Origin of the sequence: Halomonas sp. KM072 (assembly GCF_050710315.1) — a bacterium.
GTDB lineage: Bacteria > Pseudomonadota > Gammaproteobacteria > Pseudomonadales > Halomonadaceae > Vreelandella > Vreelandella hamiltonii.
In genome coordinates this window covers 3,093,955-3,115,200 of sequence record NZ_CP136132.1, presented here as the reverse complement: position 1 = coordinate 3,115,200, position 21,246 = coordinate 3,093,955, and the positions used below count along the sequence as shown (strand labels likewise).

The window sequence follows — 21,246 nt, the reverse complement described above, 5'->3', positions numbered from 1 at the left end:
TGCCCGCTTATGCGAAGGCTTTACGCATAAAGGGCGGCAGCGCCAGGGCTCCACGATGGGCCTCTGCTGTGTAGTACTGTAGCGGCATTTCGTGGCTGGCGGCAGCTTCTTCGCGGAAGCTTTCAACGCTGGTGCCTTTACCTGCCAACGTCACGCTCCACCAGCCAGAGGGGTAGACCGGTTGGGGGAAGGGCAAAGTGGCCACGCTGTCGAAGCCCGCTTCGCGCATGTCGTTGCGCAGTTCGCGAATGATCGAACCGCTATGGTAAAGCGGCGACTCGCTCTGCTGAACCATCACGCCGCCACTTTTCAGAATACGGTGGCAGCGTTTCAAGAAGTCGGTCTTGAACAGGCCTTCGGCAGGGCCGACCGGATCGGTGGAGTCGATGATCAGCACGTCGATGCTCTCGTCGGCCGCGTCGTCTACCCACTTCACGCCGTCGGCAAACAGCAGCTCGGCCCGGGGGTCGCCGTTGGCTTCCACGAGTTCGGGGAAAAAGCGCTCGGCGGCCTTGGTGACTTCCTCGTCGATATCGATCTGGGTGACCTTCTCGACGCCCGGATGGCGCAGCACTTCTTTCAAGGTGCCGCAGTCGCCGCCACCAATGATGACCACGCGCTTGGGGTCCTGATGGGTGAACAGCGCCGGGTGGGCGATCATTTCGTGATACAGGAAGTTGTCGCGGTCGGTGAGCATCACGCAGCCATCCAGCACCATCAGGTTGCCGTAGGTTTCGGTGGCGTACACTTCCAGGTGCTGGTAGGGGCTTTGCACATCCAGCAGTTTTGCAGAAACTTTCAGCGAGAAAGCGCTGCCGTGGCTATCAAAGACTTCGGTAAACCACTGGTCGTCGCGTAGGTCGCTCATTGCTTGGCTCCTGGGCATGAGTCGTTCGATTGAGTCGGAATGCCCTGATGGTACTGCGGGCTCAAGTCGTGCAGCGCCTCCATAAAGGCGGTGACGTGATCAGGGTTGGTGAACTGGCTGATGCCGTGGCCCAAGTTGAACACGTGGCCCGGACCGTGGCCGTAGCTCTCCAGTACGCGAGCCACTTCGGCGCGAATGGCCGAAGGGCGAGCAAACAGCACGTTGGGGTCCAGATTACCCTGCAGGGCGACTTTATGGCCTACGCGGGCGCGAGCGTCAGAAAGCTCGGTCGACCAGTCGATACCCAGCGCGTCGGCACCGGCGCAAGCAATGTGTTCAAGCCACTGGCCGCCGTTTTTGGTGAACAGGATCACCGGCACGCGGCGGCCATCGTGCTCGCGGATCAGCCCAGAGACGATCTGCTCCATGTAGCGCAGCGAGAACTCCAGGTAGGCCGGTGTGGACAGCGCGCCGCCCCAGGTATCAAAAATCTGTACCGCCTGGGCACCGGCGCGGATCTGGGCATTCAGGTAGTCGGTGACCGCTTGTGCCAGGGTGTCCAGCAGCTGGTGCATGGTGTCCGGCGTGTCATACAGCATGGTTTTTAAGTGACGGAAGTCTTTGCTGGAACCGCCTTCAACCATATACGTTGCCAGCGTCCAGGGGCTGCCGGAGAAACCGATCAGCGGCATGCGGCCGTTCAGCTCGCGGCGGATGGTCGAGACCGCCCGCATCACGTAGTCCAGGTCGCGCTCGGCATTGGGCACGGTCAGCGCGGCGACTTCTTCCGGCGTGCGGACGGTTTTTCTGAATTTGGGGCCTTCGCCGGTTTCGAAGTAGAGGCCCAGCCCCATGGCATCAGGGATGGTCAAAATGTCCGAAAACAGAATCGCAGCGTCGAGCGGGTAGCGCTCCAGCGGCTGCAGGGTGACTTCACAGGCCAGGTCATGATTGCGGCACAGGTCCATGAAGCTGCCCGCATCGGCGCGGCTGGCGCGGTACTCGGGCAGGTAACGGCCCGCTTGGCGCATCATCCACACCGGAGTGCGGTCAACGGGCTGGCGAGCCAGCGCGCGAAGAAAACGGTCGTTTTGCAAAGGTGTGGTGGTCATAAACACTTGCTCTTGGAAAATTTGCCCGCATTGTAAGGGAGTCAGCACATCCGACGATAGGAATTGTACGTGAAGTTGGGCAGCGGTGGCGCCTGTTGGCTGGCCAACATCGTCGCACCCCGGCCAATCGTGAGGCTTGCGCCACTTCCTGTTAGACTATGCGCCCACTTGCCAACACTGATGTGGATAACTGGCCTGGTTCATCTGTGAGGTAATCCGTGACCATTCGCTTCATCGCCGCTTCCCGGCTGCCCACCCCCTGGGCCACGTTCACCATGCATGGCTTCGAAGACGATGCCACGGGGAAAGACCATATTGCGCTCACCCTGGGCGATGTGAGCGATGGCGCGCCGGTGCTGGGGCGGGTGCACTCCGAGTGCCTGACGGGCGATGCGCTGTTTTCCATGCGCTGCGACTGTGGCTACCAGCTGCAGGAAGCCCTCAAGCGCATTGCCAGAGAAGGCCGCGGGGTGCTGCTGTACCTGCGTCAGGAGGGGCGCGGTATTGGCCTGCTCAACAAGATTCGCGCCTACCACTTGCAGGACCAGGGGGCGGATACCGTGGAGGCCAACGAGCAGCTCGGCTTCGGTGCCGACATGCGCCGTTACGATCTCTGCGTGCCGATGCTCGAGCATCTGGGCGTCACAGCCCTCAAGCTGATGACCAACAACCCCCGCAAGGTCGATGCGCTCACCCGCGATGGGGTCAATGTGGTAGAGCGTCAGCCCATCACCACCGGCCTCAACCCGCATAACGAGCAGTACCTGGCCACCAAGGCGGGCAAGCTGGGCCACATGATGGTGCTGGATGACTTCACCCAGGCCAGCGATGTGGATATCGAGCGCAAGGGGTAACGCTTAACCTTGCGCTGCCGCCTGCTCTTTTTCGGCGGCGCGGGCAAGCGCTGGGCGATTGGCGTGGCGGGCGCGATAGGCCACCAGCGGCTCCGGCAAGCGATGTTTCATGCTTGTGGCCCAAGTGAGCGTGTGCGTTAAGAACAGATCCGCCAACGTGAAGGTATCGCCCACTAGATTTTCCTGGCCGCGGTAGCGGCGCTCGAGCGCGAGCAAGGCTCGCTGGAATTCCCAAGCGGCGGTGGGTAGCACTGAAGGCACGCGCTTGTCCTGAGGCAGGGCGAACTTGTGCTTGGCCTGCAGCCACAGCGGCTGCTCGATCTCGGTAACGATGAAACTAAGCCACTGGTCGACCTGGGCGCGCTCGGCAACGCTTTGAGGCAGTAGTTGCCCAGCGCCATACTGCTCGGCGAGATAACGGCAGATAGGCGCAGACTCAAACAGCATTAGCTCGCCATCTTCCAGCACCGGCACCTTGCCATCCGGGTGGCGAGCAAGATGCTCGGCGCTTTGCCCCGCGCCCTGGTCCAGGGCTACGTGGTGGCACTGGTACGCCAGGCCCAGCTCTTCCAGCGTCCAGGCGGCACGCAGCGAGCGGGAGTTGGGGAAGCTATAAAGGGTGATCATTTGGCGGCTCCAGGCAGTACCGTGAAGTTTTCACTGTAGCCACTGCCTGAACGCCTGTCACGGGGCTACTGGCCCCGCGCCGCGCGGATGCGCTCGTAGGCATTGCCAATCTCGCTGGTGCGGGCCTGCGCCACCTCGCGCATGCTCTCCGGAAGCCCCTTGCCCGCCAGCTTGTCCGGGTGATTCTGGCTCATCAGGCGACGATACGCTTTCTTGATCTCGGCGTCGCTGGCGTCTTCTGATACCCCAAGAACGCGGTAAGCATCTTTTAAGGCTTCTTCGCTGGCACCTTGGGAGTTGGCGGCGGCGCCGTGCAGCATCGCTTCGATTTGCTGAACTTCGGCCTCGCTACAGCCAACGCCGCGGGCAACGCGCAGAATCATCTCGTGCTCGGCGGGGTGCAGCACGCCATCGGCGGCAATCGCGCTCAACTGAACCTGTAAAAACACTTGGCGCAGTACCGGCTGGCGCTGGGTGAGGCGGTTGACCTTGGCCAGCTCGGCCTCCAGGTCGAAGTCGTCGGCACGGCCCCGTTCGAAGGCGGCCCGCGCCTTGGCGCGGTGCTCGCCCTGCAAACGCATCTGATCGAACAGCTTTTCGGCCACGCCCAGCTCACCTGGCGTGACCTTGCCATCGGCCTGGCAAAGGCAGCCCATCACCGAAAAGATCGACTCCAGGAAACCTTCCTGCAAACGCGTGCGGGCGGCATTCAAGCGGCGCCCCAGCTGGCGTGCCAACCACCAGCCCAGACCCGCCCCCACCAGCAGGCCCACGGGGCCGCCACTGGCAAGGCCAATCAAACCAAACAGAATCATCAAAAAAAGCATAACGGTCTCAACAAGTTAGTCAGAAGGCTCAAGGCGACGGCAGGCGCGAGCGAATGGCTGCTTCGATGCCGGCAGCATCCAGTCCGCAGTCGCGAAGCAGCTCGGCGGGGGTGCCGTGTTCGACGAAGCTGTCCGGCAAGCCCAGGTTCAGGACTTCGACCTGAACGCCTTCGCTGTGGAGCAGCTCATTCACTGCGCTGCCCGCGCCGCCCGCAATCACGTTCTCCTCCAGCGTGACCAGCAGCTCGTGCTCGTCGGCGGCGTGCAGCACGGCGTCGCGATCCAGCGGCTTGATGGAGCGCATGTTGATATGCGTTGCATTAAGCTTCTCGGCCACCTCGGCAGCGGCACCATTGATGCTGCCAAAGGCCAGCAGGGCGATGCGCATGCCGTCGCTGGTGCTGGTGCGACGAACCTCGGCCTGGCCAATCGCCATGGGCTCCAGATGGTCTGGGATAGCCACGCCGGGGCCGGTGCCACGGGGGTAGCGAACGGCGGCCGGGCCCGGGTGGTGATAGGCGGCGCTGAGCATGGCGCGGCACTCTGCTTCATCGGCGGGTGCCAGAATCACCATGCCGGGCACGCAGCGCAGGAACGACAGGTCCATGCTGCCGTGGTGCGTCGGGCCGTCTTCTCCCACCAGGCCTGCTCGGTCGATGGCGAAGGTGACATCCAGGTCCTGAACGGCCACGTCGTGGATCAACTGGTCGTAGCCACGCTGCAGAAAGGTCGAGTAGATGGCGACGACGGGCTTCATGCCCTCGCAGGCCATGCCTGCGGCCAGTGTGACCGCGTGCTGTTCGGCAATCGCCACGTCGAAATAGCGTTCGGGGTAGGTCTGCGCAAAGCGAATCAGATCCGAGCCCTCGCCCATGGCGGGAGTGATGCCCATCAGGCGCGGGTCGGCGGCGGCCATGTCGCACAGCCAGTCACCAAACACATTGCAGTACTTCTTCTTCGGCGCAGCGGGGGGCTTCACCGGGGGCGCACTGGACGTCGGCACTTTTTCCAGCTTGGTGATGGCGTGATAGCCGATCTGGTCGGCCTCTGCCGGCAGGAAGCCTTTGCCCTTGACCGTCTTGATATGCAGAAACTGGGGGCCTTTCTGGTCACGCAGGTTGCGCAGGGTCTGGGTCAGCGCGTCCAGGTCGTGGCCGTCGATGGGGCCCACGTAGTGAAAGCCCATCTCTTCGAAGAGCGTTGCGGGGCTCACCATACCCTTCATGTGCTCTTCGGTGCGCTTGGCAAACTCCAGCGCGCCGGGCAGATGCGAGAGCACTTTCTTGCCCTCTTCGCGCATTTTCAGGTAAGGCTTGCTGGAGAGTATCTGCGCCAGATAGGTGGCGATACCGCCGACGTTCTCGGAGATCGACATCTCGTTGTCGTTCAGCACCACCAGCATGTTGGCGTTGACGTGCCCGGCGTGGGCCAGCGCTTCGAAGGCCATGCCCGCGGTGAGCGCGCCATCACCGATGATGGCACACACGCGGCGCGGGTCGTTTTGTGCCTGGGCGGCCAGGGCCATGCCGAGCGCCGCCGAGATCGAGGTGCTGGAGTGACCAACGCCGAAGGTGTCGTACTCGGATTCGGCGCGGCGGGGGAACGCGGCCAGGCCGCCGTGCTGGCGGATGCCGAGCATGGCTTCACGGCGGCCGGTGAGAATCTTGTGGGGGTAGGCCTGGTGGCCTACGTCCCATACCAGGCGGTCTCTGGGGGTGTGGAAGGCGTGGTGCAGGGCCACGCTGAGTTCCACCACGCCGAGCCCTGCGCCAAAGTGGCCGCCGGTGACACCGACGCTATACAGCAGATAGGCGCGCAGCTCGTCGGCCAGCTGCGCCAGCTGGCCAGGTCTCATGGCCCGCAGGGCTGCGGGGTGGTCAAAGGAGTCGAGCAGCGGCGTCGCCGGGCGCTCGCGGGGTATCTCGTCGAACAGCTTCATAGGCGGCATGTTTTCATGGGTATGTTGTGAAAGGCATCGTTAGTGGTCGCGCTCGATCATGTAATGGGCAAGATCGGCCAGGGGCGCGGCGGGCTCGCCAAGCGGGGCGAGCGCAGCAATGGCCTCGTCGATCAATGCGTTCGCTTTTTGCTGGGCGCCCGCCAGCCCGAGCAGGCTGGGATACGTGGGCTTGGCGCGGGCAGCATCGGCACCGGAGGTTTTGCCCAGCGTGGCGGTATCTCCGGTGACGTCGAGAATGTCGTCGTGAATCTGGAAGGCTAGACCAATGGCGCGTGCATAGCGAATCAGTGCCGCCAGGCGTGGGTCATCGGCCTCGACGGCAATCAGCCCACCCATCCGGACCGCCGCCACGATCAGCGCGCCGGTCTTGTGGGCGTGCATGTGCGCCAGTGCCTCGACATCGGGATGGCCACCCACGGCTGCCAGGTCCAGCGCCTGGCCTGCCACCATGCCATCGCGGCCAGCGGCCACCGCCAGGGTAGATACCAGCGCAGCCAGGCGCGGGTGCGGGCGGCTGGCCATGACTTCAAAGGCCAGCGCCTGCAGGGCGTCGCCTGCCAGAATGGCCGTGGCTTCGTCGTAGGCCTTGTGCACCGTGGGCTGGCCACGACGCAGGTCGTCGTCATCCATGGCGGGCAGGTCGTCGTGGATCAACGAGTAGGCGTGGATCAGCTCGATGGCCGCTGCGGGGGCGTCCAGAGCGTCGTCTTCTGCTCCCAGGGCACGCCCCGCCAGATAGACCAGCAGCGGGCGCAGGCGCTTGCCGCCCACCAGCAGGCCGTGGCGCATGGCTGCCTCCAGGCGCGCCTCGACGGCGGGCCGAGACTCGAACAGCGCCGCCAGGGTGGCATCGACGCGGGCGTTGCTGGCGCGGCGCAGCGTGGCCAGCGGTGTGTCGTGGGCCGTTACCATGGGGGCGTTTCCTCGCTGTCGTCGTGTCCCTGAGCGGCTGACGGCTCTGGTGTGGCATGGAAAGGAGCCACGTCCAGCTTGCCTTCGGGGGCTTCGCTGAGCGCGCGCACTTTCAGCTCGGCACTGTCGAGGCGCTGCTGGGCATCGCGGGTGAGCCGCACGCCCTGCTCGAAGGCGGTCAGGGCATCTTCCAATGAGAGTTCGCCTGACTCCAGGCGTTCCACGATGGTTTCAAGCTCGGTCACCGTGGCAGCAAAATCTTGGGGAGGGGTGCTCATGGTCAATGCCTACCGTTTGTCGTGGGCCCTGTGCTCGGTGCGGGCGGCGAAAGTGGCCGGATGCCAGTCAAATAAACGCACAGTATACACCGAGGCAAGGGGGTGGCGTCTGCCTCCCGCTGGCGGGATTCCTCGACGTGTGCCGGACTCATCTTCAAAACGCAGACTTTTCATCATCCATAGGCACCGAGAAAGGCGGGGGCTGTGCTACCATACGGGCCTTCCGTGAACCGATACACGGCGCCTGCCGCCGACCATAGAGGTTGATTCAGCCATGGCCAAAACGTCCCTGGAAAAGAGCAAGATCAAGATCCTGCTACTCGAGGGCGTCCACCAAAGCGCGGTGGACAATTTTCACAACGCGGGTTACGAAAACATCGAGTCTCTCTCTACATCGCTGGATGAAGAGGCACTGATCGAGAAGATCCGTGATGTTCACTTCCTCGGCATTCGCTCCCGGACGCAGTTGACGGAGCGCGTGTTTGATGCCGCCGAGAAACTGGTCAGCGTGGGCTGTTTCTGTATCGGGACCAATCAGGTCGACCTGGATGCGGCGCTCAAGCGCGGTATCGCAGTCTTCAATGCGCCGTACTCCAACACTCGCTCGGTGGCCGAGCTGGTGCTGGCGGAAGCCATCATGCTGCTGCGTGGCATTCCCGAGAAAAACGCGCTGGCGCACCAGGGGGGCTGGTTGAAATCGGCCAAGAACTCCCATGAGGCGCGCGGCAAGACGCTGGGTATCGTGGGCTATGGCAGCATTGGCGCTCAGCTGTCGGTGCTGGCGGAGTCACTGGGCTTCAACGTGATCTACTACGATGTGATCACCAAGCTGGGCATGGGTAATGCCAGCCAGGTCGCCAGCCTGGAGGAGTTGCTGGGTCGTTCGGACGTGGTCAGCCTGCACGTGCCGGACCTGCCCTCTACCCGCTGGATGATGGGGGCGAAGGAAATCGCTGCCATGAAGGATGGTGCTATCCTGATCAACGCCGCCCGTGGCAGCGTGGTCGAGATCGAAGCGCTGGCCGACGCCGTGAAGGCTGGCAAGCTGAACGGTGCTGCCATCGACGTCTTCCCGGTCGAGCCGAAGGGCAACGATGAAGAGTTCCAGAGCCCGCTGCGTGGCCTGCACAACGTGATCCTGACGCCGCATATCGGCGGCTCGACGCTGGAAGCGCAGGAGAACATCGGTATCGAAGTGTCCGAGAAGCTGATCACCTACTCGGATAACGGCACCACGGTGACGTCGGTCAACTTCCCCGAAGTGGCGCTGCCTGCCCACCCGGACAAGCACCGCCTGCTGCACATCCACGACAACGTGCCCGGTGTGCTGTCGCAGATCAACCGCGTGCTGTCGGAAAACGGCATCAACATCTCCGGCCAGTACCTGCAGACCAACGACAAGGTGGGCTACGTGGTCATCGACGTCGACAAGGCCTACGGCCCGCAGGCGCTGGAGGCATTGAAGCAGGTAGAGCACACGCTGAAGATTCGCGTGCTCTATTCGGCGCAAAATAGCTAAGCAAGCAAAATAGCTAAGTAAATAGTGAGTTAGCGCTTGTTACCAAAACGGCCCCGCAGGGGCCGTTTTGCGTTTCATCAATGACCTAACAAGACGTTATCAGGCTAGATCGAACAGCAGCACTTCGCTGGCGTCGCTGCTGGTGAGCTCGACGTGCTCATCCGGCGTAAACGCAGCGGCATCGCCGGTGGTGAGCCGTTCGCCGTTCACCTCGACAGCCCCCTTCACCACATGCAGCCATGCGTAGCGTGAGGGCGGTGTCGTGAGGTGCTCCCCGGCGCTTAGCAGGCTGGCGTAAAGATTGACATCCTGATTCACGCTCACCGAGCCATCGCGACCATCTGGGGAGAGCACCAAGCGCCACTGGCCCTGCCGCTCGGCGGTGGAGAAGTGCTTCTGCTCGTAGCTGGGCTGAATGCCACGCTGGGCGGTTTCGATCCAGATTTGCAGAAAGTGCAGCCCGTTTTCTTGAGAGTGGTTGAACTCGCTGTGCAGTACGCCCGTGCCTGCGGACATGCGCTGCACATCGCCGGGGCGCATCACTTCGCCGTTGCCCATGTTGTCCTTGTGCTCCATTTCACCTTCGAGCACGTAGGAGATGATCTCCATATCCCGGTGGGGGTGGGCGCCAAAGCCGTGACCGGGGGCCACACGGTCTTCGTTGATCACCCGCAGCGCGCGGAAGCCCATATGGTTGGGGTCCATGTAATTGGCAAACGAAAAGGTGTGGTAAGAGCGCAGCCAGCCGTGGTCTGCGTAGCCCCGCTCGTTGGAACGACGAATCTGCATGAAAAGTACCCCATCACTGAGTTATGTTGGCGCCCACTATACGACCGAGTGCGCGTGACGTGGGGTGAAGCTTTCTCAATGATGTTATCGAAATAATCGACGATTGGCGGTGTCGTTGATCTGAGTCAAACACGCCGAGATGCACCCACAGCGGGCTTTTTGTTATCATGCGCGCCTTTATTGACCCGGTCCGCCCTTTGCGAGGGCGACTACCAGGAGCACTGCATGACGACCCCCACTTCCACACCGCCCATCGTGGTGGCGGCGCTGTACAAATTTGTCACCCTGAACGATTTCGAAGCGCTGCGCGAGCCGCTGCACCAGACCATGCTGGCCAACGGCGTCAAAGGCACGCTGCTGTTGGCCAAAGAGGGCATCAACGGCACCGTGGCCGGTAGCCGCGAAGGCATTGATGCGTTGCTGGCATGGCTCACCGCCGACCCACGTTTAAGTGATATCGACCATAAAGAGTCGTTCTGCGACGAGCCGCCGTTCTACCGCACCAAGGTGAAGCTGAAAAAGGAGATCGTGACGCTGGGCGTGCCGGGCATCGACCCCAACGACACCGTGGGCACTTACGTCGAGCCAGAAAACTGGAACGACGTGATCTCCGACCCGGAAGTGCTGGTGATCGATACCCGTAACGACTACGAAGTCGCGATTGGCAGCTTCGAAGGCGCGGTCGACCCCAAGACCACCACGTTTCGCGAGTTTCCCGAGTACGTGCGCCAGCACTACAACCCGGAGCAGCATAAAAAGGTCGCCATGTTCTGCACCGGCGGCATCCGCTGCGAGAAAGCCTCCAGCTTCATGCTGAAAGAGGGCTTCGAAGAGGTGTACCACCTGAAGGGCGGCGTGCTCAATTACCTGGAAAAGGTGCCGGAAGAGCAGTCGCTGTGGCGTGGCGAGTGCTTCGTGTTCGATAACCGCGTCACCGTGCGCCATGATCTCACCGAGGGCGAGCACGAGCAGTGCCACGCATGTCGCATGCCGATCTCTCAGGAAGACATGCAGTCGTCGGCCTATGAGCCCGGCATCAGCTGCCCGCACTGTATCGACTCGCTGCCTGAGAAAACCCGCGCCGCCGCCCGCGAGCGTCAGCGCCAGATTGAGCTGGCCAAAGCCCGTGGTGAGCCTCATCCGCTGGGCTATAACCATCGCCAAGGCACTCGCGAGAAAGCGTAATCATCCTGGTCGACGATGTGGCAGAAGGCATCGATGCGTTTATCGAAAAGCGCGCGCCTCGCTGGCTGCATCGCTAGTACACGCTGCTAGCCATTGGTGGAATTTGTTTCCGTAAACGCGACAGCGCCCCCTGCGGCGCGTTATCCTGCTGGCTTTTTACGTATTGAGCGCCGTCAGGAGAGTGCCAGGTGAGTGAAGTCAAGCGCAGGTCAGTCGGACGTCCGGCGGGAGCCACCAAAGCCAGCGGCGGGCATAGCCAATCGTTGGTACGCGGCCTCACGCTGCTCGAATATCTATCCGCTAGCCCGCTGGGCCTTGCGCTTTCAGAGCTGGCGGAAATGGCTGACCTTGCCCCTTCCACCACTCATCGCCTGCTTCAGGCGCTGCAAAGCCAGGGCTTTGTCACCCAAGAGAGCGAGCAGGGCCTGTGGCGCATCGACGTCAAAACCTTCCGAATTGGTAACAGCTTTTTAGAAGCACGCGACGTGGTGGCCAAAAGCCGCCCGTTTTTGCGCCGCTTAACCGCAGAAACCGGCGAAACGGCGAACCTGGGTATCCGCGATGGCGCCACGGCGGTCTTCCTGGCTCAAAACGAATCGCCGCAAATGATGCGCATGATCACGCGGCTGGGGTCGCGGGCACCGCTGCACGCCTCTGGGGTAGGCAAGGCGCTGCTGGCCTGGATGAGCGAGGAGGAGCGCGACGCGCTGCTGGCGGGTGGGTATGAGCTGGCGCGCGTCACGGAAAACACGCGCTATCAGGTCGATTCGCTGTTGGCAGAAATGGCCGCCATTCGTGCTCAGGGCTTTGCCTGTGACCGTGAAGAGCATGCCATTGGCCTGCACTGCGTGGCCGCGTGTATTTTCGACGAGCACGCCACTCCCCTGGCGGCCATTTCCGTTTCCGGGCCCATGGCGCGCATTCCGGAAGATCGCCTGCTGGCGCTGGGGGCGCTGGTGCGCCGCACGGCGGATGACATCACCCTGCAAATGGGCGGCCAGCTGCCCCGTTAAACGTTAGAGGGCGCGTATCGTGTTCAGCCTGTTTTGGGTGGCGCTTGCCAGTGCCACCCTGCTGCCGGGCGGCTCTGAAGTGTGGCTGGCCAGACTCTGGTGCCTGGGTGAGCCCGCGCTGGGGCTTTGGCTGGTTGCCACGGTGGGCAATACGCTGGGTAGCATGATCAACGTGGCCATGGGGCGCTATGCGCGCCAGTTCCAGGATCGCCGCTGGTTCCCCGCATCGCCCCAAGGGTTGGCCCGCGCAGAGCGCTGGTATCACCGCTTTGGCGAGTTCAGCCTGCTGTTGTCATGGCTGCCGGTCATAGGCGACCCGCTCACTGTTCTGGCAGGCGTCATGCGCCTTGCCTGGTGGCGGGCGCTGCTCTGGATTGTGCTGGCAAAAGGTGCCCGCTATGCGCTGTTGATCGTCATGGCCCAGCAGTGGCTGGCCCCTTACTGCCAATAAGGCACTGCTATGCGATTGCCTGAAAACTGCGCGAGGAAGTCTTCGTTGGCGCACCAAAAGCAGCCGCGATAACGTCTCTGACAGTCAGGCATGTTACCCTAGCGTATGTTATGTCAGGTTTGCATTCCTGATGGATGCACTATTCTGTGTGGACGTGTCTGTGTGGGCACGCATAGACAGGTTCTTGGCAAGTCGCAGGATCGCAAAAACTCACCCAAAGGGAGGTTATGGTGTGACGTCACTACGTTCACTACCTTGGCTAGGCGTCTGGATGCTGACGCTGTTCGCCTTGCTGGCCGGGCCAGCCATGGCGCAAACCACGCTAGGCGCTGACAATGAAGCGTCGAATACGAGTGCCGAGCAGCCGCCCTCGTATTCGGCGCTGGCGGATCTGCTGGAAGACGAGCAAGCCCGTCAGGAGCTGATCGAACTGCTGCGCCATCAGGCATCGGCGCTACCTCCCGCGCTGGCCGACGAGCTCTCCCCGGAAGCCGCGGCTGCCGGTGGCAATGTCTCTCCTGAAGACGTCTCACTACCCCGCCAGTTGGCAGAGTTGACCAGCCGTGTAGTAGGTGATGTGGGCGGTCAGATCGAGCAGGCTGTGGCGATCGTCGGCAATATATTCACCGGCCAAGGCGCGGGCAGCAGCTTCGACATGGCGGCCTTCATGAACGCAGCCATCAATCTGGGAATCGTGATCGTGGCGACCTTCGCCATTTTTATGGTGTTCCGCCGGTTGGCAAAATCATTGTTCACCAAAATCAGCGGCTGGTCACAGCAGGGCACGGGACTGACGCCGGTGCTACGTTTAGTGCTGTGTGTCGCGGTCGCCGCGGTCGTCGATATTCTTTTGATCGCCCTGGCGTATGTTGGCGGTAACTTGGTGGCCACCTTTGCCGTGGGGGAGACCGGTGAACTCTCTACCCGCGCGTCGCTCTTTTTAAATGCCTTCTTGATCATCGAGCTGCTCAAAGCCGGTGTGCGAATGCTGTTCTCCTCGCGTTACGAGGGTCTTCGCTTATTACCGATTTCAGCTCAAGAAGCCTCGTATTGGAACCGCTGGCTGGCGCGCCTGATTGGCATGGTGGGATACGGCCTGATGGTCGTCGTACCGCTGGTCAACTTCTATGTGGCCGCCACCCTGGGACAAGCGGTCGGCACGCTGATCATGCTGCTGGCGTTCATCTATGCAGTGGGCGTGGTGCTCAAAAACCGCGTGCGCCTGCGCGATAATCTAAATCAAATGAGCGCGCGCTCGACGCTGACGGCGAGCCGTGTGTCGCTGCAGCTGTTTGCCCGCACGTGGCACCTGTTCGCGCTGATCTATTTCTTAATGGTGTTTGTGTTGACGCTTACCCGTCCGGGTGATGCGCTGCCCTTTGTCCTTTTTGCGACGTTGAAGACGCTCGGCGCCGTGGTCGTGGGCCTGTTGCTGTCTGCGTTCCTGACACAGACCATTGGTCGTCGTATTCAACTCTCCGATGACCTGCGCCGCAAACTGCCGCTTTTGGAAGTGCGATTGAATAGCTACGTGCCCAACGCGCTGCGCGTGCTGCGCACCATCATTGTCGTGGCTGTGATCATGGTGGTGCTGGATGCCTGGGGAGCGTTCAATCTCGCCGCCTGGTACGCCTCCGAGCGCGGTGCCAACCTGGTGGGCAATCTGATCAGCGTGGCGGTCATTCTGATCGTATCGCTGGGCGTATGGCTGGGGCTGGCGAGCCTGATCGAGCACAAGCTGAACCCCGAGACGGGCGACGGGGAGCCCTCGGCGCGTGCCAAGACGCTGCTTAGCCTGTTCCGCAATGCACTGGCCATTGCCATGGTGACCATTACCGGCATGATCGTGCTGTCGGAGATCGGCATCAACATTGGGCCGTTGATTGCCGGTGCCGGTGTGCTGGGTCTGGCGATCGGTTTCGGTGCCCAGAGACTGGTGCAGGACGTCATCACCGGCGTCTTCATTCAGGTGGAAAACGCGATGAATACCGGCGATGTGGTGACCGTAGGGGGTATTACCGGTACCGCAGAGCGCTTGAGTATTCGCTCGGTGGGTATCCGCGACCTCTCCGGTACTTATCACATTGTGCCGTTCTCCAGTGTCGATACCGTCTCCAACTACATGCGTGAGTACGGTAATCACCTGGGCGAGTACGGCATTGCCTACCGCGAGAACATCGACGATGCCATTGCCCAGCTCCAACTGGCCTTCGAAGACCTCAAAGCCAGCACAGAGCACAGTCACAAGCTGTTGGCAGACATGACCGTGGCGGGTGTTACTTCGCTGGCCGACAGCTCGGTCAATATCCGCGTGGTCATCAAGACCACGCCGGGTGACCAGTGGGGCGTTGGCCGGGCATACAACCGCCTCGTCAAGATGCGCTTCGACTCGGCAGGTATCGAGATTCCGTTCCCGCATACCACCCTGTACTTCGGGCAGGACAAGTCCGGCTCTGCGCCGCCTGCCAACCTGCGTGTCATGCAGCAGGACTTCACCATCGATGGTAGCCCGGCAGGGCAGCCCAAACGAGCAGAGCTCGAAGTGGATGACCGCCATCGCCCTCGTCGTGGAAAATCACCGAGTGAGCAAGAGGCTGAGCACCACAAGCCTGACGATGAGGACGTGTGATCCTCGATGCATCAACGACAAGGCCGCCTTCGGGCGGCCTCATTGCGTTGGGTCAGTCGCGCCGCTCGCCAGGGTAGTTTTCGGAGTGGCGACCCTCTAGGTTGATCGATTCGCCGCCGTCTACAAATAGCACTTGCCCGGCCACAAAGGCATTATCCAGCAGATAGTGCAGGGCTTGTACAAGGTGTGCTGGGTTGCCTTGGTGATTGACCGGAATGCCTTCGATGCGCCACTGGATATAGTCGCTGGTACGCTGGGAGGCAGGCAGCACGACACCAGGGGCGATACCGTTAATCCGTAGGCGCGGAGCAAACTCCAGCGCCGCCATACGGGTCATCTCAGCTAGGCTTTTCTTGGAGAGCAGGTACGCCGCATACGGATATTGGTGATAGGCCACTTTGTTGTCGATGATGTTGATCACCTGACCGTGTTCGACCGCCTCGGCAAAATGGCGTGTGAGTAGCAGCGGGGTGAACATATTGACTCGAAACTGAGTCTCCAGCATGGCCATATCGGTACGGGCGATCGGCGCTGGTTCATAAGCTGAGGCGCTATTGAGCAGCACGTTCAACCCAGGAAAACGCGTTTTAGCTTGGGTGATTAATCCTTCTAGCGAATCCTCTAAAAAGTTGCAGGGCAGAATCTCGCACTCACGACCCTTGCCGCGAATTGCGTCTGCCACTTCCTCTGCTTCCCCCCGGGAGCTATTCACGTGTAGCGCGATATCAAAGCCCTTATCGGCTAGCGCTTCAGCAAAATAGCGGCCCAGGCGCGTGGCGCCGCCAGTTACAAGTGCAGTAGGTGTCTCCATTGCTTTATCCCTCGCAGCAGGTAGTGTTTGTTAACTAACGTTGTCATGGTAATCAAAAAGACTCTCTGCGTGAGCGCAGCGTTTGTCAATAACTTGTACAGAGCTTGAACGGGATGGTTAACCGTCTACTCTGTTGGAGCGCCGATTGATGCCTATACGCTAAAACGGTGTGGGCTAGTTCATCGGCTCACCAGCCGTTAGTCATCCAGCCTCTTATATTGGGATATAGTTATGTCATTAAGGTCGTCACCCGTAACGTCAACTCCCTCGCCCGCGTCGGCTCAACACGAGTGCGTTATCTCGCTAGGAACCAATATTGAGCCAGAGCATCACTTTGCCAAAGCCCTTGAGATTTTGAGCAGTGAGTGCGAACTGCTGGCCCGCTCCGAAGCGGTGCGCACTGCCCCGGTAGGCTTTCAGCAGCAGCCAGACTTCTTAAATGCCGCCCTGGTGGTGCGCACTACGCTTGAGCTGGGCGACTTTAAAGCCTACCTAAAAGAGGTTGAGCATCGCTTAGGCCGTGTTCGCGGGCCGATCAAATCTGGCCCCCGGACCATGGACTTGGACATTGTGGTCTGGGATGGCGAGGTGGTCGACGATGGCTACTTTCATCACGACTATGTTCGGGGGCCGGTGGACGAAGTGCTAGCCGCACTGAAGAGACCGAACTGAAAAAATAGTAGCGACTGGGAAAGTTTTACGGGGCAGGGCTCACGTTTTCTAAAGATAGGCCGATATTCACGCTACCTCCGCACTGTTTGCGTTCACTTCCGAGGTCACGCCCGTGATCAGCCTTGCGACTAATATCACGTCGCTACTGGTGATGAATAATCTACGCAGTAGCCAGCAAGCAATGCAGACCTCCATGGAGCGTCTGTCGTCTGGGCTGCGTATTAATAGCGCCAAGGATGATCCGGCAGGTCAGGCGATTGCCAATCGCATGGGCGCACAAATTCGCGGTATGAACCAGGCGATCCGCAATACCAACGACGGTATCTCTATGGTGCAAACCGCAGAAGGCTCGTTGGACCTGATCAACGACAGCCTTCAGCGCATCCGCGAACTCAGCGTTCAGGCGCTCAACGGCACCAATTCCTCAGAAGATCGGGCGTCTATTCAGTTAGAGATCGACCAACGGTTGGAAGAGATTGACCGCGTCGCCGAGCAGAGCAACTTTAACGGTATTAGGCTGATCGAGAGCGATAAAACGCTCAATATTCAAGTAGGGGCCAACGCTGGGGATGTGATTGGCGTGAGCTTTTCGGCGATGGGGCGTCAGGCGCTGGGGTTGGATAATTTCAGCGTATTAGATGATGGCTCGGCCACTCCCAAACCAATGGATGTCGTCGATGAAGCCATTAAGCAGGTTGACCGCCAGCGCAGCTATTTAGGTGCGGTGCAGAACCGCTTCGAGAGCGTCATTGACGGGCTTAACACCAGCATCATTAACACCTCCGCTGCCCAGTCGCGTATTCAAGACGCCGACTACGCGCAAGAAGTCTCCAATCTTATTCGCGCCCAACTGCTTCAGCAGGTGGGTATCGCGATGCTGACCCGGGTGAACCAACAGCCACAGATGATTCTGCGGCTGTTGGAAGGGCTGTAGTTAGAAGTGGTCGATCATCGTCACTCGATGATGCCCTGTTCACGCGCCAAGGCGTAAGCCGCCTGCGGGCCGTTCCACAGCGAGGGCAGCAGAATCAGCGACACCGGGATCGCGGTAATCACGATAAACTGCTGCAGCGCGCCAATTTGACCTGCACCCATGTACAGCAGCACGGCCGCCATCAGGGCCATCGCAATGCCCCAGAAAGCGCGCATGTAGGGGCTGGGGGCATCGTGTCCCGCACCGACAACGGCAATCGCGTAGCTCATGGAGTCGCCGGTGGTGGCCACAAAAATCGTGGTCAGCAGCAAGATGGCCATGGCCATCCAGGTGCCGCCCGGCAGTGCCTGGGCCACGGTCAGCGTCGCCACATCGAACTGGAAGTTGTTGAGCGCCCCGCTGAGGTCGATCACGCCGGTGAGCTGATAATAGATGCCCGAACCGCCCAGCAGCGTAAACCACACGGTGGTGGCAATCGGGGCGAGCACCGCCACGGCCACGATCATCTCCCGAATGCTGCGGCCCCGTGAAATGCGCGCCACGAAGATCGCCATCAGCGGCGCATAGCCAATAAACCAGGCAAAGAAGAACACCGTCCACCACTGCATCCACCACGCCGGGGCGGTTTCAGCGGTCATCGTCGCCATGGTGAAAAACTCGCTGATATAGGCGCCCATGCTGGATAGGTAGGTATTGACCAAAAACAGTGTGGGGCCGAATACGATGATGACGGCGCCGATGGTCAGCGCTAGCAGCACGTTGAAACGGCTCAACAGCTGAATGCCCTTGTGGACGCCGCTCATGGAAGAGAGCACATAGATGGCGCCCAAGACACCCAGGATGATGAGCTGGCCCGTGTAGCCTTCCGGCAGGCCAAACAGTTCATGCAAGCCAAAGCTCACCTGCGTGGCCAAAAAGCCGATGGGGCCTACCGTGCCCGCCACCAGGGCAATCACACAGCAGGCATCCACCACGCTACCCAGCGGGCCACGCATCAAGCGTTCGCCCAGCACCGGGTAAAGCAGCGTGCGTGGTTGCAGCGGCTGGCCTTTCACGTAGTGGGCGTGCGCGAGTACCACGGCGGTGAGCGAGCCCAGCACCGCCCAGGCTATGAAGCCCCAGTGCATGAACGATTGACCCAAGGCACCGGCAACGGCGTCGGCGGTGCCCGGTTCGGTATCGAACGCTGGCGGGGTCACCACGAAGTGGTACACCGGCTCGCCTGCGGCAAAAAATACCCCGCCGCCCGCCAGCAGGGTACACAGAATGATCGAGAGCCACTTGAACGTGCTCATTTCGGGTGCATCGAGATTGCCGATCTTGGCTTTGGCCGCGGGCGTCAACGCCACGCCCATCGCAATGAAAAACGTCAGTATCAGCAGGAGTTGGAAATAGCTGCCCAGCACCAGGGCCGTCCAGGCGAAGCCTGCGCTAATCGAGCTGGCGACTCGTTCGATGTCGTAAAACGAGAGCCCTAGAAACGCCACGATAAAGCCGATGCTGAGCAGCAGCACGATAGGGTCGCCGAGGGAGAACCGCGAAGGCCCCTCGGCGCGTTGGGCAGGTTGGTTCATGAAGAGTACCTATTTGGAATGGGAGGTTGCAGGAAAGAGCGGGAGCAGAACCTTTAGCTTAATAAACCCAAGAGGGAGCCGACTTAACGCCGCTGGCCCCAGGTTTTCAAAGCAAAAAAAAGCGCCATTCAATGAATGGCGCGAGGACAGGAAACTGAGCACAGTATACCGCCGACCTAGACCAAAGTCTAACGGCTTGGTCAAAAATGTTTTCTAATGGTGCGCGGCCAATGCGTGGCGCACCATTTTGGCGCTTTTGAGGGCGATGAATGATCCATTTGCGTGCCTAAGCTAATGAATAAAAAGTAAAAAGCAAAAGATGGCAGTGTTGCTGCAAAGCCTCTTCAATTTTGTATACAAGGTGCTCACTGCCATGCCGATTCGTTTCCGTACTGCCCGCTCCCCTTTGTTTCCGCTAGCGCTATTTGGCGCGGTGCTGATGATGCCGCTCGGCGCTGCTGCCGAGACGACCTCGATTCGCTTCCAGCTGGACTGGCGCTTCGAAGGCCCGGCAGCGCCGTTTCTGATGGCAGCCGAAAAAGGCTACTTCGCCGAAGAAGGTCTGCAGGTTCAGATCGATTCGGGAAGCGGCTCTGCAGGGGCGGTGAACCGGGTGGCCTCGGGCGCCTATGAGATGGGCTTTGGCGATCTCAACGCGCTGGTCGAATTCCTTGCGGAAAACCCGGAAGGCCCCGGCATCAAGGGCGTCTATATCGTTTATGACGGCACGCCCGCGGCGGTGTTTGCGCGCAAGGAGAGCGGCATCGAGAGCCCCGCTGACCTGGCAGGCAAGACCATCGCCGCCCCGGCCTTCGACACCGGCTATCGCGCCTGGGGCATCTTTGCCGCTGCCAATGGGCTGGAGGCCGACGCGGTGGCATGGCAAAACGTCGACCCTGCGCTACGCGAAACCCTGCTGACCCGGGGCGATGTCGATGCCATCACCGGCTTCTACTTCACCAGCCTGCTGAACCTGGAAGAGCGCGGCATGAGCGAAGACGAGCTGACCATCATGCCGTTCCCCGACTACGGCGTCCCGCTGTACGGCAACGCGATTCTGGTCAGTGATGCCTTTGCCGATGCCAACCCCGAGGCCGTGCAGGGCTTCCTGCGCGCCTTCAACCGTGCGCTGGGAGAGACCCTGGCAGACCCCGAAGCAGCCATCGAGTACGTGCGTAACCGCGACGGCCTGATCGATGTCGAGATGGAAACGCGTCGCCTGAAGCTGGCGTTGGAGAGCGTGGTGGATACCCCCGATGCCCGTGAATATGGTGTGGGCGGTGTGGATGACGAGCGGCTGAGCCAGGCGATTCAACTGGTGGCGGATGCTTACGATCTGCCCACGTTGCCATCCCCCGATCAGGTCTTTGACTCCCGCTACCTGCCGCCGGTAGAAGAGCGCATGCTGCTGCCGGAGGCGGAGTGATGTCGGCAGCGTTCGTCCGCTTCGATGACGTGAGCCTGGCGTACGACGGCTCGGGCAACGCCATCGAAGATATCGACCTGTCGATCCACGAAGGCGAGTTCGTCGCCTTCGTGGGGCCGTCAGGGTGTGGCAAATCCACCTTTATGAAGTTATGCACGGGCCTGCACGCACCTACCCAAGGGAGTGTCAGCGTGGATGGCGCGCCGGTCACCGGACCACTGAAAATCTCCGGTATGGCGTTTCAGAATGCCAACCTGCTGCCCTGGCGTACCACGCTGGATAACGTGCTGCTGCCGCTGGAAATTGTTGAGCCCTACCGTCGGCAGTTTCGTAAGCGTCGCGAGGAGTTTGTGGGCTGGGCGCGCTCACTGCTGAAAACCGTCGGGCTCGCCGAGCATGAGAATAAATACCCTTGGCAGCTCTCCGGCGGCATGCAGCAGCGGGCGTCCATTTGCCGGGCGCTGATCCACCAGCCGCGCCTGCTGATGTTGGACGAGCCCTTTGGCGCGCTAGACGCTTTTACTCGCGAAGAGCTGTGGTGCGTACTGCGGGATTTATGGGAAGCCCAACGGTTTACCGTGGTGCTGGTAACCCACGACCTTCGTGAAGCGGCCTTCTTAGCCGATACGGTGTATGTGATGAGCCGCCGCCCAGGTCGCGTTATTGAGCGTCGCTCCATTGAGCTGCCTCGCCCCCGAGCGTTGGAGACCACCTACGAAAAACCCTTCATTGATCTGGTGCAGGAACTACGCGCCCAGATTGGCGAAGTGCGTAGCACCTGATCGATGACTCTCTGCGTCGGCAC

20 protein-coding genes are annotated in these 21,246 nt (G+C 60.9%); 10 read left to right on the top strand and 10 right to left on the bottom strand.

What is annotated here, in order from left to right; all coding sequences use genetic code 11:
- Positions 1-7: 7 nt before the first annotated feature.
- Together speE and hemE are read right to left on the bottom strand one after the other, a co-directional pair.
- A complete protein-coding gene (gene speE / locus RVM26_RS14710) occupies positions 8-868 on the bottom strand; it encodes a polyamine aminopropyltransferase (protein WP_287804836.1) in 861 nt (286 codons plus the stop codon).
- A complete protein-coding gene (gene hemE / locus RVM26_RS14705) occupies positions 865-1,980 on the bottom strand; it encodes a uroporphyrinogen decarboxylase (RefSeq protein WP_289108695.1) in 1,116 nt (371 codons plus the stop codon). Before hemE ends, speE begins: the two co-directional genes overlap by 4 nt.
- A gap of 218 nt (positions 1,981-2,198) precedes the next feature.
- Between hemE and ribA the strand changes: the two genes are divergently transcribed.
- Entirely contained in the window at positions 2,199-2,834 is a 636-nt protein-coding gene (ribA, locus tag RVM26_RS14700; protein WP_498939436.1) for a GTP cyclohydrolase II, read from the top strand.
- 3 nt (positions 2,835-2,837) lie between these two features.
- Here ribA and RVM26_RS14695 read toward each other — a convergent pair whose 3' ends face one another.
- From RVM26_RS14695 to RVM26_RS14675, 5 genes are all read right to left on the bottom strand, one after another.
- Positions 2,838-3,461 (bottom strand): glutathione S-transferase family protein, encoded by a 624-nt coding sequence (locus RVM26_RS14695; protein WP_498939434.1) that lies wholly within the window; start codon positions 3,459-3,461, stop codon positions 2,838-2,840.
- 65 nt (positions 3,462-3,526) lie between these two features.
- On the bottom strand, positions 3,527-4,288 hold the full coding sequence (gene djlA, locus RVM26_RS14690; RefSeq protein ID WP_287804830.1) for a co-chaperone DjlA: 762 nt from the start codon (positions 4,286-4,288) through the stop codon (positions 3,527-3,529).
- 28 nt (positions 4,289-4,316) lie between these two features.
- Positions 4,317-6,227: a 1-deoxy-D-xylulose-5-phosphate synthase gene (gene dxs, locus RVM26_RS14685; RefSeq protein WP_287804863.1), complete on the bottom strand. Its 1,911-nt coding sequence runs from the start codon at positions 6,225-6,227 to the stop codon at positions 4,317-4,319.
- Positions 6,228-6,266: 39 nt separating this feature from the next.
- A complete protein-coding gene (locus tag RVM26_RS14680) occupies positions 6,267-7,160 on the bottom strand; it encodes a farnesyl diphosphate synthase (RefSeq protein WP_189463615.1) in 894 nt (297 codons plus the stop codon).
- Positions 7,154-7,438, bottom strand: a complete 285-nt coding sequence (locus tag RVM26_RS14675; RefSeq protein ID WP_016915392.1) for an exodeoxyribonuclease VII small subunit — start codon at positions 7,436-7,438, stop codon at positions 7,154-7,156. Before RVM26_RS14675 ends, RVM26_RS14680 begins: the two co-directional genes overlap by 7 nt.
- A 274-nt stretch (positions 7,439-7,712) precedes the next feature.
- Between RVM26_RS14675 and serA the strand changes: the two genes are divergently transcribed.
- Positions 7,713-8,957, top strand: coding sequence for a phosphoglycerate dehydrogenase (gene serA, locus RVM26_RS14670; RefSeq protein WP_081193412.1), 1,245 nt, complete (start codon positions 7,713-7,715; stop codon positions 8,955-8,957).
- 99 nt (positions 8,958-9,056) lie between these two features.
- Here the strand turns inward: serA and RVM26_RS14665 are convergent, their stop codons facing one another.
- On the bottom strand, positions 9,057-9,746 hold the full coding sequence (locus tag RVM26_RS14665; RefSeq protein WP_287804825.1) for a pirin family protein: 690 nt from the start codon (positions 9,744-9,746) through the stop codon (positions 9,057-9,059).
- Between the two features lie 225 nt (positions 9,747-9,971).
- Here RVM26_RS14665 and trhO point away from each other — a divergent pair, with 225 nt between their 5' ends.
- From trhO to ybiO, 4 genes are all read left to right on the top strand, one after another.
- Complete coding sequence (gene trhO / locus RVM26_RS14660) at positions 9,972-10,931, top strand: oxygen-dependent tRNA uridine(34) hydroxylase TrhO (RefSeq protein ID WP_287804823.1); 960 nt, start codon at positions 9,972-9,974, stop codon at positions 10,929-10,931.
- Positions 10,932-11,119: 188 nt separating this feature from the next.
- Complete coding sequence (locus RVM26_RS14655; protein ID WP_287804821.1) at positions 11,120-11,944, top strand: IclR family transcriptional regulator domain-containing protein; 825 nt, start codon at positions 11,120-11,122, stop codon at positions 11,942-11,944.
- A gap of 19 nt (positions 11,945-11,963) precedes the next feature.
- Positions 11,964-12,395: a YqaA family protein gene (locus RVM26_RS14650; protein ID WP_016915386.1), complete on the top strand. Its 432-nt coding sequence runs from the start codon at positions 11,964-11,966 to the stop codon at positions 12,393-12,395.
- A 232-nt stretch (positions 12,396-12,627) separates the two neighbouring features.
- Positions 12,628-15,024, top strand: a complete 2,397-nt coding sequence (ybiO, locus tag RVM26_RS14645; RefSeq protein WP_287804819.1) for a mechanosensitive channel protein — start codon at positions 12,628-12,630, stop codon at positions 15,022-15,024.
- A 52-nt stretch (positions 15,025-15,076) separates the two neighbouring features.
- On the opposite strand, the gene RVM26_RS14640 is transcribed toward ybiO, so the two are convergent.
- Complete coding sequence (locus tag RVM26_RS14640) at positions 15,077-15,835, bottom strand: Rossmann-fold NAD(P)-binding domain-containing protein (RefSeq protein WP_498939430.1); 759 nt, start codon at positions 15,833-15,835, stop codon at positions 15,077-15,079.
- A 231-nt stretch (positions 15,836-16,066) separates the two neighbouring features.
- Between RVM26_RS14640 and folK the strand changes: the two genes are divergently transcribed.
- Complete coding sequence (gene folK, locus RVM26_RS14635; RefSeq protein ID WP_498939428.1) at positions 16,067-16,507, top strand: 2-amino-4-hydroxy-6-hydroxymethyldihydropteridine diphosphokinase; 441 nt, start codon at positions 16,067-16,069, stop codon at positions 16,505-16,507.
- Between the two features lie 112 nt (positions 16,508-16,619).
- Entirely contained in the window at positions 16,620-17,441 is an 822-nt protein-coding gene (locus RVM26_RS14630; RefSeq protein ID WP_498939426.1) for a flagellin family protein, read from the top strand.
- Positions 17,442-17,461: 20 nt separating this feature from the next.
- Here RVM26_RS14630 and RVM26_RS14625 read toward each other — a convergent pair whose 3' ends face one another.
- The gene (locus RVM26_RS14625; RefSeq protein WP_498939424.1) at positions 17,462-19,015 is read right to left on the bottom strand and encodes a BCCT family transporter; all 1,554 of its coding nucleotides are present in this window, start codon (positions 19,013-19,015) and stop codon (positions 17,462-17,464) included.
- 373 nt (positions 19,016-19,388) lie between these two features.
- On the opposite strand from RVM26_RS14625, the gene RVM26_RS14620 reads away from it, so the two are divergent.
- Both RVM26_RS14620 and RVM26_RS14615 read left to right on the top strand, forming a co-directional pair.
- Positions 19,389-20,441 carry an ABC transporter substrate-binding protein gene (locus RVM26_RS14620; RefSeq protein WP_240525290.1) on the top strand — a complete coding sequence of 351 codons (1,053 nt, stop codon included), beginning with the start codon at positions 19,389-19,391 and terminating at the stop codon, positions 20,439-20,441.
- On the top strand, positions 20,441-21,223 hold the full coding sequence (locus RVM26_RS14615) for an ABC transporter ATP-binding protein (RefSeq protein WP_498939422.1): 783 nt from the start codon (positions 20,441-20,443) through the stop codon (positions 21,221-21,223). Before RVM26_RS14620 ends, RVM26_RS14615 begins: the two co-directional genes overlap by 1 nt.
- The last annotated feature ends 23 nt before the right edge of the window (positions 21,224-21,246 follow it).

What these genes read in the sequence shown, in the direction of transcription:
- RVM26_RS14695 (WP_498939434.1), bottom strand. Translation starts at nt 3,461, where the DNA reads ATGATCACCCTTTATAGCTTCCCCAACTCCCGCTCGCTGCGTGCCGCC.
- dxs (WP_287804863.1), bottom strand. Translation starts at nt 6,227, where the DNA reads ATGAAGCTGTTCGACGAGATACCCCGCGAGCGCCCGGCGACGCCGCTG.
- serA (WP_081193412.1), top strand. Translation starts at nt 7,713, where the DNA reads ATGGCCAAAACGTCCCTGGAAAAGAGCAAGATCAAGATCCTGCTACTC.
- RVM26_RS14675 (WP_016915392.1), bottom strand. Translation starts at nt 7,438, where the DNA reads ATGAGCACCCCTCCCCAAGATTTTGCTGCCACGGTGACCGAGCTTGAA.
- RVM26_RS14620 (WP_240525290.1), top strand. Translation starts at nt 19,389, where the DNA reads ATGCCGATTCGTTTCCGTACTGCCCGCTCCCCTTTGTTTCCGCTAGCG.
- RVM26_RS14665 (WP_287804825.1), bottom strand. Translation starts at nt 9,746, where the DNA reads ATGCAGATTCGTCGTTCCAACGAGCGGGGCTACGCAGACCACGGCTGG.
- RVM26_RS14625 (WP_498939424.1), bottom strand. Translation starts at nt 19,015, where the DNA reads ATGAACCAACCTGCCCAACGCGCCGAGGGGCCTTCGCGGTTCTCCCTC.
- folK (WP_498939428.1), top strand. Translation starts at nt 16,067, where the DNA reads ATGTCATTAAGGTCGTCACCCGTAACGTCAACTCCCTCGCCCGCGTCG.
- RVM26_RS14615 (WP_498939422.1), top strand. Translation starts at nt 20,441, where the DNA reads ATGTCGGCAGCGTTCGTCCGCTTCGATGACGTGAGCCTGGCGTACGAC.
- RVM26_RS14680 (WP_189463615.1), bottom strand. Translation starts at nt 7,160, where the DNA reads ATGGTAACGGCCCACGACACACCGCTGGCCACGCTGCGCCGCGCCAGC.
- RVM26_RS14640 (WP_498939430.1), bottom strand. Translation starts at nt 15,835, where the DNA reads ATGGAGACACCTACTGCACTTGTAACTGGCGGCGCCACGCGCCTGGGC.
- hemE (WP_289108695.1), bottom strand. Translation starts at nt 1,980, where the DNA reads ATGACCACCACACCTTTGCAAAACGACCGTTTTCTTCGCGCGCTGGCT.
- djlA (WP_287804830.1), bottom strand. Translation starts at nt 4,288, where the DNA reads ATGCTTTTTTTGATGATTCTGTTTGGTTTGATTGGCCTTGCCAGTGGC.
- trhO (WP_287804823.1), top strand. Translation starts at nt 9,972, where the DNA reads ATGACGACCCCCACTTCCACACCGCCCATCGTGGTGGCGGCGCTGTAC.
- speE (WP_287804836.1), bottom strand. Translation starts at nt 868, where the DNA reads ATGAGCGACCTACGCGACGACCAGTGGTTTACCGAAGTCTTTGATAGC.